The organism is Microbacterium gilvum, assembly GCF_039543865.1.
GTDB lineage: Bacteria > Actinomycetota > Actinomycetes > Actinomycetales > Microbacteriaceae > Microbacterium > Microbacterium gilvum.
This window is the reverse complement of record NZ_BAABKO010000007.1, coordinates 133,842-146,482: the sequence shown is the minus strand read 5'-3', so window position 1 is coordinate 146,482 and position 12,641 is coordinate 133,842. Positions and strand designations below refer to the sequence as shown.

Here is a 12,641-nt window from a genome sequence, read left to right as displayed (position 1 = left end):
TCTCTGTGTGGTGTCGTCCTGGGGTCGTGATCACCCGCCGAGGGCGGGCAGGGGCGTCGCGGCGAGGACGCCGAGCATCATGGGCGCGACGCCGAGGCAGAGGAACGCCGGCAGGGTGCAGACGCCGAGCGGCAGCAGGAGGCGGGACCCGAGCCGGGCCGCCCGTGTGCGCCCCGATGTGCGCGCGTCGTGGCGGTCGTGCGCCGCCGACGCACGCAGCAGCTCGACGGCGGGCACGCCGGCCGCCCGCGACAGCGCGAGCACTCCGTCGACCTCGTCGGCACCGCGCGGACCGCCCGGGGCGGTGTCGACGAGGTCGTGGGCGCGCTCGATCGACACGCCGCCCGCGAGGGCGATGGCGAGCAGCTCGGCCGCCATGCCCGGTGTGCCCGGCGGGGGCTGCGCGGAGCGCACGAGCCGGCCCGTCCACAGCCGCGCGCCGGCGAGGAGGACGAGCCCCGCGACGAGGCACCCGATGCCGGCAGGGTGGGTGAAGAGGATCACGAGGGTGTCGAAGCCGAGCGCCCCGCCGATGACGAGGCCGAAGAGCGGCAGCCACCCCATCAGCCGTGCCGTGCCCGCGGGCTCCGCGAGCGCGACCTGCACGTCGTCGGCGCTCTCCTGCGCGTCGCGCAAGGCAGACGCCATGCCCCGCAGGCTGTCGGCGAGCGGAGCGCCCACCGCGATCGACACCTCCCAGGCCGCGGCGACGTCGAGCCATGCCGCGGCGAGGCGTGCCGACGCGGGAGTGCGGCCCGCCGATGCGGCGGACTGCGCCTCGATCGCCTCGACGAGCGGCATCCCGCCGGCCACGCGCTCGACGATCGCGCCCGCCGCCGCGTCGCCCGCTTCGGCGAGATGCCGCCAGGCGGCCGCCGGCGCGGCACCCGCCTGCAGCAGCACGGCCAGCCGGAGGACCGTCTCCGCGACGGCAGCGGGACCGCCGCCCGTCCGGCGACGCCTTACTCCCACGGACGCACCTCCTCGATCGCGAGGCGGCCGCCGCCATCCGCGAACCGCCCCACGCGCGCGAGCGTGCGCCGCCCCGCGGAGTCGCGCTCGACGTGCAGCACGAAGCCGATCGCGCTCGTCACCTGGCGCGCGACGGCGTGGTCGTCCATCCCCGCGAGCGCGCCGAGCGCTTCGAGCCGGGCCGGCACGTCGTCGAGGCCCGACGCGTGCAGCGTTCCGGCCCCGCCGTCGTGGCCCGTGTTGAGCGCCGTCAGCAGCTCGCGCACCTCCTCGCCGCGGCACTCCCCCACGACGATGCGGTCGGGGCGCATCCGCAGCGACTCGCGCACGAGGCGCGCGAGGCCGATCGCGCCGGCGCCTTCGAGATTCGGCTGGCGCGCCTCGAGCGCGACGTGATGGGGATGCGCGATGCGCAGCTCGGCGACGTCCTCGATCGTGACGATGCGCTCGTTCGGCGGCGTGTGCGCGAGGAGGGCGGCGAGCAGCGTCGTCTTGCCCGTGCCGGCGGCACCCGTGACGAGCACGTTCTCGCGGTCGCGCACGATGCGCTCGAGCCATCCGCGGACGGGAGCGGCGAACGCGCCGCCCCGGTGGAGCTCGTCGAGGCCCGCCCGCGCGAGCCGCGGGACCCGGACCGACAGCGCCGTGCCCGTCGAGCTGACCGGCGGCAGCACGGCGTGGATGCGCACGCCGCCGGAGAGCCGCACGTCGACGCACGGCGTCGCATCGTCGATGTGCCGGCCGCCGCGGGCGATGAGAGCCGTGGCGAGATCGCGCACCTCGCGCTCGGACGCACGCCAGGTGGCGTCGTGCCGCGGGCCGTCTCCCCGGTCGACGAAGAGCCCCGCGGTGCCGTTGACGAAGAGGTCGGTGACGGCGGCGTCGGCGAGGTACGGCGCGAGCGGCCCCAGGTCCGCCCGCGCCGCCTGGTCGCCCTCGCGCGGTGCCCGCGCCTCATCCCCGGCCGCACGGCGGGGGATTCCGCGCGGCTGGACGATGAAGGGAGCGGCCATGCCCCGACGCTACGGACGCGCGCCGTCCCCGCGAGGGGCCGGCGGCCATCCGTGGAGAGACGCGCGGGACGGACGGGCCTGTGGACGAGGCGACCCCCTCCTTTCGGAGGTAGCCGCCCCCGCGACGGCGGGCGTAGCGTCGTCGTGACGGCGATGCCGCCGCAGGACCGCACGCGAAGGAGCGCCCCGAATGTCCAGCCAGATCGACAACCTGCTCACCGAGAACCGGCGGTTCGCGCCGTCGGCCGACTTCGCGGCCGCGGCCGTCGCCGGCCCCGACCTGTACGAGCGCGCACAGGAGGATCGCGAGGGCTTCTGGGCCGCGCAGTCGCGGGAGCTGCTGCACTGGCAGGAGCCCTTCACTCAGGTGCTCGACTGGTCGACGCCGCCGTTCGCGAAGTGGTTCGCCGACGGCGAGCTCAACATCGCCTACAACTGCCTCGACCGGCACGTCGAGGCTGGGAACGGCGACCGCGTCGCCCTGCTGTGGGAGGGCGAGCCCGGCGACGAGCGGCGCGTCACCTACGCCGAGCTGACCGAGGAGGTGAAGCGCCTCGCGAACGTGCTCACGGAGCTCGGCATCGGCGAGGGCGACCGCGTCGCGCTGTACCTGCCGATGATCCCGGAGGCGATCGCGTCGATGCTCGCCGTCGCGCGCATCGGTGCCATCCACTCGGTCGTGTTCGGCGGGTTCAGCGCCGACAGCCTGCGCTCCCGCATCGACGACGCGGGCGCCAAGCTCGTCATCACGGCCGACGGCGGATGGCGCAAGGGCAAGGTCTCGCCCCTCAAGCCCGCGGTCGACCAGGCGCTCTCCGACCGGGGCGACGGCGTGCAGTCGACCGTCGAGCACGTGCTCGTCGTGCGCCGCGGCGAGAACGACGTCGCATGGACGGAGGGCCGCGACCTGTGGTGGCACGATGTCGTCCCCGCCGCGTCGCCCGAGCACGAGGCGCGCGCCTTCCCCGCCGAGAACCCGCTGTTCATCCTCTACACGTCGGGCACGACGGGGAAGCCGAAGGGCATCCTCCACACCTCCGGCGGATACCTCACGCAGGCGGCGTACACGCATCGCAACGTCTTCGACCTCAAGCCCGAGACCGACGTCTACTGGTGCACAGCCGACATCGGATGGATCACGGGGCACTCGTACGTCGCCTACGGCCCGCTCGCCAACGGCGCGACGCAGGTGCTGTACGAGGGGACGCCGGAGCACCCCGAGCCGGGCCGCTGGTGGGACATCATCGAGAAGTACGGCGTGACGATCTTCTACACGGCACCCACGGCCATCCGCGGGTTCATGAAGCAGGGGCGGGTCATCCCGCAGGCGCGCGACCTGTCCAGCCTGCGCGTGCTCGGCTCGGTCGGCGAGCCGATCAATCCCGAGGCGTGGGTCTGGTACCGCGACGTCATCGGCGCGGGCACGACGCCCATCGTCGACACGTGGTGGCAGACCGAGACGGGCGCCATCATGATCTCGGCGCTCCCGGGCGTGACGGAGACGAAGCCCGGGTCGGCGCAGGTCGCGCTCCCGGGGATCTCCATCGACGTCGTCGACGAGCAGGGCTCGCACGTCGGGGCGGGCGGCGGCGGGCTGCTCGTCATCACGGAGCCGTGGCCGAGCATGCTCCGCGGCATCTGGGGCGACCCGGAGCGCTACAAGGAGACCTACTGGGACAAGTTCGGCTCGCAGGGCTGGTACTTCGCGGGGGATGGCGCGCGCCTCGACGAGGACGGCGACATCTGGCTGCTCGGCCGCGTCGACGACGTCATGAACGTGTCGGGCCACCGCCTGTCGACGGCCGAGATCGAATCGTCGCTCGTCGCGCACGAGGCGACGGCCGAGGCCGCGGTCGTGGGGGCGTCGGACGAGACGACCGGGCAGGCGGTCGTCGCGTTCGTCATCCTCAAGGAGAGCTACCTGAAGCAGCACGGCCCCGACGGCCTCGCCCAGCAGCTGCGCGGATGGGTCGGCGAGCAGATCGGGCCGATCGCCCGCCCGCGCGACGTCTACATCGTCGGCGAGCTGCCGAAGACCCGCTCCGGGAAGATCATGCGGCGCCTGCTGCGCGACGTGGCCGAGGGCCGCGAGGTCGGCGACACGACGACCCTCGCCGACACCGCGGTGATGAGCGTCATCTCGGCGCAGGTGCGGTAGGCGGGCGAGCCGGTGGCACCGGGCGTCGCGCCCGGTGCCGCTCGGCAGTCAGCCGACCGCGTCAGGCGAAGAGGAAGGCGACCTCGACCTCGACGGGCGAGTCGAGCGGCAGCACGGGCACGCCCACGGCCGACCGCGAGTGGCGTCCGGCCTCGCCGAAGATCTCGCCGAGCACCTCGCTCGCGCCGTTGATGACGCCGGGCTGACCCGTGAACGCCGGGTCGGACGCGACGAAGCCGGTGAGCTTCAGGACGCCAGTGATGCGGTCGACGCCGCCGACGGCATCCGCCGCCGCCGCGAGCGCGTTCAGGGCCGACGTGCGTGCGAGGTCCTTCGCGACGTCGGCGGGAACGAACGCGTCGCCCTCGCCGACCTTGCCGGTGCGGGGCAGCGCGCCCGCGATCATGGGCAGCTGCCCCGACGTCTGCACGACGTCGCCGTGCACCTTGGCGGGGATGTACGCCGCGACGGGCGGCACGACGGCGGGCAGCTCGATGCCGAGCTCGGCGAGACGGGCGGAGACGGTCACTGCGCGCCTCCCTCGAACTGCTTCGCCGCCTCGGCGGCGGCGCCGAGGCCCGCGTTCGCGGCGGCCCCGTCGCTCACAGGCCGCTTGAGGTAGGCGACGAGGCCGCCCTCCGGCCCCTGCACGACCTGCACGAGCTCCCACCCCTGCTTGCCCCAGTTGTTGAGGATGGCCGCGGTGTTGTGGATGAGCAGCGGCGTGGTGAGGTACTCCCACGTGGTCATGGAACTCCTGTCGTCATGGCCGGGACGGCACTGGGAATGCGGCGAGAGCGCGCCGCGATCGCCGGGACGTTCAGGGAACTCCCTTACGATCAAGCCTATGCCCGGAGGAAAAAGGACTGCGAGCGGTGTCGTCGGTGGGGTCTTGGGACTCGTCGGACTGAGCGCCGTCGCCGGTGTGCTGGTGACCGCCACCGTGACCCCCGCCATCGCCATCGCGGGGAACTCGGCGTCGACCGCGATCGAGCTGTTCGACAGCCTGCCGTCGTACCTCGAGGTCGACACCCCCATGCAGCCGACGACGATCTACGCGACCGACTACGACGGCAGCGACTTCGTCCTCACCTCGTTCTACGATCAGAACCGCATCCCGGTCGCGTACGACGAGGTCTCGCAGACCATGTACGACGCCCTCCTCTCCAGCGAGGACCCGCGCTACTACGAGCACGGCGGCATCGACCTCATCGGCACGACCCGCGCCCTGCTGAACAACTTCCAGGGCGGCGATACTCAGGGCGGGTCGTCGATCAGCCAGCAGTACGTCAAGAACGTGCTCATCCAGCGCTGCGAGCAGCAGGCCGAGTCGGGTTCGGAAGAGCAGCAGGCCTGCTACTACGAGGCCATCGAGGCCGAGGGCGCAGAGGGATACGAGCGCAAGCTGCAGGAGATGCGGTATGCGATCTCGATCGAGCAGGAGTACTCGAAGGACGAGATCCTCATCGGGTACCTCAACATCGCCAACTTCGGCGGTCAGACCTACGGCATCGAGGCCGCAGCCGAGTACTACTTCGACACACGTGCGTCGGATCTGACGCTCAGCCAGGCCGCGACGCTCGCCGGAATGGTGCAGAACCCGAACCGGTACCGCATCGATCTTCCCGAGGGTTCGTACACCGACAGCGAGGGCACCCCGCGCAACAGCGCCGATGACGGCTACGCGGCGACGAAGGACCGTCGCGACTACGTGCTCGGGCGCATGCTCGACGACGGCAAGATCACCCAGGAGCAGTACGACGCTGCACTCGCCGAGGCGATCGAACCGAGCATCAACCCGCGCGAGACCGGATGCGGCGCCGCAGGCGGCTCCGCGTACTTCTGCAAGTACGTCCAGCAGACCATCCTCAACGACACCACCGGCACGTTCGGCGACACGTGGGACGAGCGGTGGGAGCTCCTGCGCCGTGGCGGCCTCAGCATCTACACGACGCTCGACTTCAACGTGCAGATGCCCGCAGAGACGGCCATGAAGACGTATGCCGCGTCGACGATCGAGGGCATCGCGTTCGGCTCGACGGCCGTCACGGTCGAGGCGAGCACGGGACGCATCCTCGCGATGGCCCAGAACACGACGTTCTCCGAGGACGAGGCGATGGCGAACACGCCGGGTTACTCATCGCTCGTCTACGCGGGCGACTACGCGCACGGCTCGTCGATCGGCTTCAACGTGGGGTCGACATACAAGCTGTTCACGCTCATCGACTGGCTCGAGAACGGCCGATCGATCAACGAGGTGCTGAACGGCAACAACCGCGTCTTCAACTGGACGTGCAACGGCGTGCAGCAGTACAACTCCACGAAGATCGGCAACTTCGCGAACGGCAACGGATACACCGGCACCGTCACGAGCTTCACGCGGGACTCTCTGAACTCAGGATTCCTCGCGATGGCCGAGCAGCTCGATGTGTGTGAGATCAACGCCGTCGCGGAGCGCTTCGGGCTCACGTGGGGCGACGGCGATTCGATCACGGATCCGCAGGAGCTCCCGCAGCACGCTCAGGTGCTCTACGACATCCTCGGCTCCAAGAACATCGCTCCGGTCGACATGGCATCCGCGTACGCGACCATCGCGAACGACGGCGTGCGCTGCGAGCCCCACGCGATCGACCGCATCGTCGACGCGGAGGGGTCGGAGATCCCGGTTCCCGAGACCGGATGCGAGCGCGTCATCGACTCGAACATCGCCGCCACTGCCGCGGAGGCGCTCAAGTCCGTCATGAACAGCGGCGGAACCGGCTCGGGGGCGAACCCGTTCGATGGCACCGAGCTGATCGGCAAGACCGGCACGCACGAGAACATCTCGACGATGATGATCGAGTCGTCGACCGCGGCGACGACGGCCGTCTGGGTCGGCCAGTCGTCCGGATCCGTCGACCTCCGCACCATCTACAGCAACGGCGTTCTCGGCAACAACGTCCGGTACTCCCTCGCACGCGACATCCAGGCGGCGGCGAACGCCCACTACCCGGGTGGGGCCTTCCCCGACCCCGACCCGAACCTCACCCGCCAGATCAAGAAGGACGTCCCCGATGTGACGGGCATGTCGATCGATGAGGCCACGAGCACCCTGACCGGTGCCGGCTTCCAGGTGAGCGTCGGAGATTCCGTGACGGGAGACCAGGCCGAGGGCCTCATCCAGTCGTACGAGCCGGGCGGGCAGGCGGCCGTGGGATCGGTCATCACGATCCACCCGAGCGACGGCAAGGGCGCGGCGGTCCCCGATGTGTCCGGTCTGTCGGTGCAGGCGGCCTTCGCCGCGATCACAGGGGCCGGCTTCGACAACGTCGAACGCGGCAGCTGCACGCAGAAGGACAGCGCGGGCAGCGGCAAGGCCACGGCCACCGACCCCGCCGCGGGCACCGTGACCGACCCGAACACCACCGTGACGGTCGACTACGAGGCGAAGAACTGCAACAGCCAGCGCAGCGAGGGGGACGACGACTAGTGGCGTCGTCTCGCCCGGGCCTCGCGGCCCTCGGCGTCGTCGCGGGCGCCGGGGCCGCGGCCGCCGTCTGGGGCATCGGCATCGAGCGCTACCTCTTCACCGTGCGTCACCACACCGTGCGCGTGCTCGAGCCGGGTGCGACGCCTCTTCGCGTGCTGCACGTCTCCGACGCGCACATGGCGCCGTGGCAGCACCGTAAGCAGGAGTGGATGGCGCGGCTCGCGTCGCTCCGCCCCGACCTCGTCGTCAACACGGGCGACAACCTCGGTCACCGCGACGGACTCGACGGCATCAAGCGCGCGTTCGAACCGTTCGCGGGCATCCCCGGCGTCTTCGTCCACGGCTCGAACGACCTCTACGAGCCCTCGCCCCGCAACCCGCTCCGGTACATCCTCGGCCCGTCGAAGCGCGCGCAGTCCGCGCCGCGGCTCGACACCGACGCCCTCGACCGGTTCTTCGTCGTCGAGCTCGGATGGACGGGACTCGACAACCTCGCGGCGACACTCGACGTGCGCGGGACGTCCGTCAACCTCGTCGGAGTCAACGACGCGCATCACGGGCTCGACGACCTCGAGGCGCTCCCCCCGCTCGTCGAGGCGCTCCCCTCGGCATCCGTCACGCTGGGCGTCACCCATGCCCCGTACGTGAGGGTGCTCGACGCGTTCAGCGACCTCGGCGCCGACGTGCTCATCGCCGGCCACACGCACGGCGGTCAGGTGCGCGTGCCGTTCTACGGCGCCCTCGTGTCGAACTGCGACCTCCCGCCGAAGCAGGCGCGCGGGCTCTCGACCTGGACGCACGACGGGCGCACCGTGCCGCTCAACGTCAGCGCGGGCCTCGGCCACTCGATCTACTCCCCCGTGCGCTTCGCATGCCCGCCCGAGGTCTCGCTCCTGACGCTGGCGCCGCGGCTCGGCTGACGGCCGCGGCACCCGTCGCCTGGTTCCGGCTCGCTGTCGGCGGCGGGGCTCTCGGCGTGCTCGGATGGGCGTACGGCCTCCGCATCGCCGCCGGCGACGCGAGCCCGATCGACTTCTTCGGCTACTTCACGAACCTGACGACGCTCCTCGCCGCGACGCTCCTCCTCACGACGGGCGCGCTGTCGCTCGGCGGCTTCACGTCTCCGCGTGCGCTCATCACGGCCCGCGCGGTCGGCGTCACGTGCCTCTTGGCCGTCGGCGCCGTCTACAACGTGCTCGTGCCCGGCACCGGGTCGGCGCCGCCCTGGGTGAGCGCCGCGCTGCACGTCGTGGTCCCGCTGATCGTGCTTGCCGACTGGGTGTGCGTGGGCGACCGTCCGGCGCTGCCGTGGCGCATGCTGTGGGTGGTGCTCCCCCACCCCGTCGTGTGGCTTGCCATCGTGCTCGCGCGCGGGGTGGCGGATGGCTGGGTGCCGTACGGCTTCCTGCTTCCCTCTCGCGGCGCGGCGTCGCTCGCCCTGCACGTAGCAGGCCTGCTCGCCGCGCTCCTGGCCGCGGGGGCACTCGTCTGGGCGCTCAGCCGCGGACGCGGCGTCTTGCTGCGCCGCGGCGCGTGACGGACGCCGCTCCCGGGGACACGCCGATTCGTCGGATGGCGGGGTGTCGGGTAGACTGGACGGGTTGCCACGGGGTGTGGCGCAGCTTGGTAGCGCGCGTCGTTCGGGACGACGAGGCCGCAGGTTCAAATCCTGTCACCCCGACCAGCATGAGAAGAGGGACCCGCGAGCGCGGGTCCCTCTTCTGCTTCTCCCCCAGCACTCCCAGGCCGCGTCCAGAACCGGCATAGGCGGGCCACGTAGCCTCGCCGACGATGTCCGACGCCACACCCCCGCGCTCCACCCGTGCGGCAGCCCGACGCGCAGCGCGGCGACGCGCGCGACTGCGCAGAGCCGCCATCCTCGGAGGCGGCGCCCTGCTCATCGCAGGAGGCGCGGTCGCCCTCGGCGTCGCCGACGACGGGGCCGACACGGCGATCCGCTCGGCGCAGGCGGCCCCCGACACCGTCGACGTCCGCGTCTCCGGCTCGGCCGACGACGCCGACGAGAAGGCCGGCGACGGCGCATCCGACGGCCAGGCCGCGTCAGCCGACGCCGAGCCGCACGTCGACGCCCTGAGCGCCACGGAGGGCTCTCTCGTCGCCGGAGAGACCGTCACGATCTCGGGAGCCGGCCTGGAGGGGGTCACCCGCGTCGCGTTCGGCGATGTCGACGCGCAGATCACCCGCGTCGCCGACGATGCCGTCGACGTCGTCGTGCCGACCGCCGTGGACTACGTCGCCGGCGACGTCCCCGTGGCCGTCGAGGCCGACGGCGCGGCACTCGCCGAGACATCCGACCTCGTGTACACGTACGCCGTCCAGACGGGCGTGGACGCGCAGCTCGCCTACGCGCTCGCCCACTGGGACGACTACAACGTCGCCGAGTTCGGCAACCTCAACTCCATCGGCGGCGACTGCATGAACTTCGCCAGTCAGACGCTGCTCGCACGCGGCTGGACGCAGAACGACGAGTGGTACAACGACGGCACCACCTCGAGCGAGGCGTGGCGGTACGTCCCGACGTTCCAGACCTGGATGACCGAGAACGCGGCGACGATCGGCGCGACGGAGCTGTCGCTCGACGAACGCGACCAGGTCAAGATCGGCGACCTCGTCGTGTTCGACTGGGATGTCTCGGGCGTCCCCGACCACATCCAGGTCGTCTCCGACGTGGTCCGCAACGCCGACGGCAGCACGACCATCCTCATGGTCGGCCACAACGAGGACTCCGACTACCGCGACCTCGATGAGGCGCTCACCGTCGACCATCCCGGCGGGACGGCGGTCTTCTGGAGCCTCCCCGCCGCGTAGGCGTCGTCAGGCTCCGCGCCGCCGACGCCGAGGCACGGCCTCGCGACGGTGGGCGCGACCCGCGATGAGCGCGCTCACCGCGACGAGCACGCCGCCCGCGAGCGACGCCCCGAGCGCGACGGCTGTCGCGAGCTGCGCCATCTCCTCCGGTGCCATGTCGACCTCCGCAATCTCCCTCTGCCCATGAGACGCGCCGTGCGGCCGTTCGTTACGCGAGACGGTTCGGCGTCATCCGCACGACCCGCCCCGACACGGGCCGTTGACGCGGATCGCATAGGCTGGACCGGTTCGCGCCCCTCGGCCATCCGGAGAGACATGCCCGCCACGCCTCGCCTCGTCGCATTCGACCTCGACGACACCCTGGCTCCCTCGAAGTCGCCCATCGAATCGCCCATCGGCGACCTGCTCATCGCACTCGCCGAGCGCGTGGAGGTGGCGATCATCTCCGGCGGCCAGATCCAGCAGTTCCGCATGCAGGTCGTCGACCGCCTGCCCGAAGCACCCGAGGCGCTCTCGCACATCCACCTGCTGCCGACGTGCGGCACGCAGTACTTCCGCCACTCCGGCGACGACTTCGCGGCCGTGTACGCACGCGAGCTCACCGCCGATGAGAAGAGCCGAGCCCTCGCCGCCGTCGAGGAGGAGGCGAAGCGCCTGGGCTACTGGGAGGCCGAGACGTGGGGGCCGATCCTCGAGGACCGGGGCTCGCAGATCACCTTCTCGGCGCTCGGCCAGGAGGCCCCGGTCGACGCCAAGAAGGCCTGGGACCCGACGAGCGCGAAGAAGTCGGCGCTGCGCGACGCCGTCGCCGCGCGCGTGCCCGACCTCGAGGTGCGCTCGGGCGGCTCGACGTCGGTCGACATCACCCGCAAGGGCATCGACAAGGCATACGGCATGCGCCAGCTCGCCGAGGAGACCGGCATCGCCCTCGACGACATGCTCTTCTACGGCGACCGCCTCGACGCCGACGGCAACGACTACCCCGTGCTCGCGATCGGCGTGCCCTGCGTCGCCGTCGAGGGCTGGGAGGACACCGCCGAGAAGCTGCGCGCGCTCATCCCGACCCTCCCCGCGCGCGGCTGAGCCGCCGCTGACGCAGAACGGCCTCCGGATCGCTCCGGAGGCCGTTCTGCGTCAGGGCCGCGTCACTCGGCGTAGCCGCGCGGGTTCTTCGACTGCCAGTTCCAGACGCTCGCCGTCATGTCGTCGATGCCGTAGCGCGCCGACCATCCCAGCTCCTGCTCGGCCTTCGCGGGCGTGCAGTACGTCGCGGCCAGATCGCCCGCGCGGCGGGGGGCGATGACCTTCGGCAGCTCCTTGCCGACGGCCTTCTCGAACGACGCGATGAGCTCGAGCACGCTGACGGGGCGTCCCGTGCCGAGGTTGTAGGAGGCGAGCCCCGGCTGCGCCTTCTCCAGGGCGGCGACGTGGCCCTCCGCGAGGTCGACGACGTGGATGTAGTCGCGCAGGCCCGTGCCGTCCGGGGTGTCGTAGTCGTCGCCGAAGACGTTGATCTCGGGCAGCGAGCCGACGGCCACGCGCGCGACGAACGGCATGAGGTTGTTGGGGATGCCCTGCGGGTCCTCCCCGATGAGACCCGACTCATGCGCGCCGACCGGGTTGAAGTAGCGCAGCAGCGTCACGTTGAGCTCGGGGTTCACGCGCTGCACGTCGGCGAGGATGACCTCGTTCATGAGCTTCGTCTTGGAGTACGGGTTCGACAGCTCGACGAGGTCGCGCGTCCCGGTCTCGGGGAACGGCAGGTCGGCCGGGTTCGAGTAGACCGTGCCCGTGCTCGAGAAGACGAACGAGCGGATGCCGTGGGCGAGGCCCACGCGCAGGAGCGCGAACGTCGAGTCGAGGTTGTTGGCGTAGTAGTCGAGCGGCTTCTGGGTCGACTCGCCGACCGCCTTGTGCGCGGCGAAGTGGATGATCGCCTCGAACGGGCCGTGCTCCGCGAACGCGCCCTCCACGACCTCGTCGTCCGCCGCGTCGCCGACGACGAGCGCGACGGGCGTGCCCGTGATCTGCTCGATGCGCGCGGCGACCACGTCGCTCGTGTTGGCCAGGTTGTCGAGGAGGACGACCTCGTGACCCGCGTCGAGGAGCGCGACGGCCGTGTGCGCACCGATGTATCCGGCTCCGCCGGCAAGGAGTACTCGCATGCCCTCAGGCTACGCGGCGGGGCATGTTGACGTCA

General features: G+C 71.5%; 12 protein-coding genes and 1 tRNA gene. 7 read left to right on the top strand and 6 right to left on the bottom strand.

Annotated features, from left to right (window positions below; translation table 11 throughout):
- Positions 1-30: 30 nt before the first annotated feature.
- Positions 31-972, bottom strand: coding sequence for a type II secretion system F family protein (locus ABD998_RS16975; RefSeq protein ID WP_345441952.1), 942 nt, complete (start codon positions 970-972; stop codon positions 31-33).
- Entirely contained in the window at positions 963-1,985 is a 1,023-nt protein-coding gene (locus ABD998_RS16970; protein WP_345441949.1) for a TadA family conjugal transfer-associated ATPase, read from the bottom strand. Before ABD998_RS16970 ends, ABD998_RS16975 begins: the two co-directional genes overlap by 10 nt.
- 190 nt (positions 1,986-2,175) lie before the next feature.
- On the opposite strand from ABD998_RS16970, the gene acs reads away from it, so the two are divergent.
- Positions 2,176-4,143 (top strand): acetate--CoA ligase, encoded by a 1,968-nt coding sequence (gene acs / locus ABD998_RS16965; protein ID WP_345441946.1) that lies wholly within the window; start codon positions 2,176-2,178, stop codon positions 4,141-4,143.
- Between the two features lie 61 nt (positions 4,144-4,204).
- Here acs and ABD998_RS16960 read toward each other — a convergent pair whose 3' ends face one another.
- Positions 4,205-4,672, bottom strand: a complete 468-nt coding sequence (locus tag ABD998_RS16960) for a RidA family protein (RefSeq protein ID WP_345441943.1) — start codon at positions 4,670-4,672, stop codon at positions 4,205-4,207.
- Entirely contained in the window at positions 4,669-4,893 is a 225-nt protein-coding gene (locus ABD998_RS16955) for a DUF4177 domain-containing protein (RefSeq protein WP_345441941.1), read from the bottom strand. The genes ABD998_RS16960 and ABD998_RS16955 overlap by 4 nt, the downstream gene beginning before the upstream one ends.
- 181 nt (positions 4,894-5,074) lie before the next feature.
- Between ABD998_RS16955 and ABD998_RS16950 the strand changes: the two genes are divergently transcribed.
- The 5 genes from ABD998_RS16950 to ABD998_RS16930 all read left to right on the top strand — a co-directional run bounded on the left by ABD998_RS16950 (position 5,075) and on the right by ABD998_RS16930 (position 10,441).
- Positions 5,075-7,612 carry a transglycosylase domain-containing protein gene (locus tag ABD998_RS16950; RefSeq protein ID WP_345441939.1) on the top strand — a complete coding sequence of 846 codons (2,538 nt, stop codon included), beginning with the start codon at positions 5,075-5,077 and terminating at the stop codon, positions 7,610-7,612.
- Complete coding sequence (locus ABD998_RS16945) at positions 7,612-8,532, top strand: metallophosphoesterase (RefSeq protein WP_345441936.1); 921 nt, start codon at positions 7,612-7,614, stop codon at positions 8,530-8,532. The genes ABD998_RS16950 and ABD998_RS16945 overlap by 1 nt, the downstream gene beginning before the upstream one ends.
- Positions 8,484-9,149: a Pr6Pr family membrane protein gene (locus ABD998_RS16940; RefSeq protein ID WP_345441933.1), complete on the top strand. Its 666-nt coding sequence runs from the start codon at positions 8,484-8,486 to the stop codon at positions 9,147-9,149. The genes ABD998_RS16945 and ABD998_RS16940 overlap by 49 nt, the downstream gene beginning before the upstream one ends.
- Positions 9,150-9,219: 70 nt before the next feature.
- Positions 9,220-9,296 (top strand) — tRNA-Pro (locus tag ABD998_RS16935).
- A gap of 107 nt (positions 9,297-9,403) precedes the next feature.
- Positions 9,404-10,441, top strand: a complete 1,038-nt coding sequence (locus tag ABD998_RS16930) for an amidase domain-containing protein (protein WP_345441931.1) — start codon at positions 9,404-9,406, stop codon at positions 10,439-10,441.
- A gap of 6 nt (positions 10,442-10,447) precedes the next feature.
- Here ABD998_RS16930 and ABD998_RS16925 read toward each other — a convergent pair whose 3' ends face one another.
- Positions 10,448-10,597 carry a hypothetical protein gene (locus tag ABD998_RS16925; RefSeq protein WP_345441929.1) on the bottom strand — a complete coding sequence of 50 codons (150 nt, stop codon included), beginning with the start codon at positions 10,595-10,597 and terminating at the stop codon, positions 10,448-10,450.
- 159 nt (positions 10,598-10,756) lie between these two features.
- On the opposite strand from ABD998_RS16925, the gene ABD998_RS16920 reads away from it, so the two are divergent.
- Positions 10,757-11,524 carry an HAD-IIB family hydrolase gene (locus tag ABD998_RS16920; RefSeq protein WP_345441926.1) on the top strand — a complete coding sequence of 256 codons (768 nt, stop codon included), beginning with the start codon at positions 10,757-10,759 and terminating at the stop codon, positions 11,522-11,524.
- Between the two features lie 62 nt (positions 11,525-11,586).
- Here ABD998_RS16920 and galE read toward each other — a convergent pair whose 3' ends face one another.
- Positions 11,587-12,606, bottom strand: a complete 1,020-nt coding sequence (gene galE / locus ABD998_RS16915; protein WP_345441923.1) for a UDP-glucose 4-epimerase GalE — start codon at positions 12,604-12,606, stop codon at positions 11,587-11,589.
- Positions 12,607-12,641: the final 35 nt, after the last annotated feature.

Bases quoted from the DNA above. Each gene is read 5' to 3' on its own strand.
- ABD998_RS16940 (WP_345441933.1), top strand. From the start codon at position 8,484: ATGCCCGCCCGAGGTCTCGCTCCTGACGCTGGCGCCGCGGCTCGGCTG.
- ABD998_RS16930 (WP_345441931.1), top strand. From the start codon at position 9,404: ATGTCCGACGCCACACCCCCGCGCTCCACCCGTGCGGCAGCCCGACGC.
- ABD998_RS16920 (WP_345441926.1), top strand. From the start codon at position 10,757: ATGCCCGCCACGCCTCGCCTCGTCGCATTCGACCTCGACGACACCCTG.
- ABD998_RS16925 (WP_345441929.1), bottom strand. From the start codon at position 10,597: ATGGCACCGGAGGAGATGGCGCAGCTCGCGACAGCCGTCGCGCTCGGG.
- ABD998_RS16955 (WP_345441941.1), bottom strand. From the start codon at position 4,893: ATGACCACGTGGGAGTACCTCACCACGCCGCTGCTCATCCACAACACC.
- ABD998_RS16970 (WP_345441949.1), bottom strand. From the start codon at position 1,985: ATGGCCGCTCCCTTCATCGTCCAGCCGCGCGGAATCCCCCGCCGTGCG.
- acs (WP_345441946.1), top strand. From the start codon at position 2,176: ATGTCCAGCCAGATCGACAACCTGCTCACCGAGAACCGGCGGTTCGCG.
- galE (WP_345441923.1), bottom strand. From the start codon at position 12,606: ATGCGAGTACTCCTTGCCGGCGGAGCCGGATACATCGGTGCGCACACG.